Origin of the sequence: Cupriavidus consociatus (assembly GCF_017814975.1) — a bacterium.
GTDB lineage: Bacteria > Pseudomonadota > Gammaproteobacteria > Burkholderiales > Burkholderiaceae > Cupriavidus > Cupriavidus consociatus.
This window is the reverse complement of the sequence record NZ_JAGIQA010000169.1, coordinates 1-506: the sequence shown is the minus strand read 5'-3', so window position 1 is coordinate 506 and position 506 is coordinate 1. Positions and strand designations below refer to the sequence as shown.

Genomic DNA, 506 nt, shown 5'->3' with positions numbered 1-506 from the left:
ACCGCCACGCCCGGGATGATGGTGGCGGGGATATTGCGCAGGAACAGGAAGATCACCAGCACCACCAGCGCGATTGCCAGCAGCAGCTCGAACTGCACGTCCTCGACCGAGGCGCGGATGGTGGTGGTGCGGTCGGTCAGCAACTGCACGTGGACCGACGCCGGCAGAGCATTCTGCAGCTGCGGCAGCAGGGCCTTGATACGGTCGACCACCTCGATCACGTTGGCGCCGGGCTGGCGCTGGATGTTCAGCACGATCGCGGGCTTGTCGTTGGCCCACGCGGCCAGGCGGCTGTTCTCGGGGCCGTCGACGATCTCGGCCACGTCGGTGATGCGGATCGGCGCGCCGTTCTTGTAGCCCAGGATGATCTGGCGGTATTCGTCGGCGGAGCGCAGCTGGTCGTTGGCGTCGATGGTCGAGGCGCGCTGCGGGCCGTCGAAGCTGCCCTTGGCGCCGTTGACGTTGGCGGAGCCGATCGCGGTGCGCAGGTCGTCGATCGACATGCC

Annotated in this window: 1 protein-coding gene; it reads right to left on the bottom strand. The window is 67.6% G+C overall.

Translation table 11 applies throughout. The features are described 5' to 3' along the window. A partial coding sequence (locus J8I82_RS37945) for an efflux RND transporter permease subunit (RefSeq protein ID WP_209765787.1) occupies nucleotides 1–506 on the bottom strand: 506 nt, incomplete at both ends.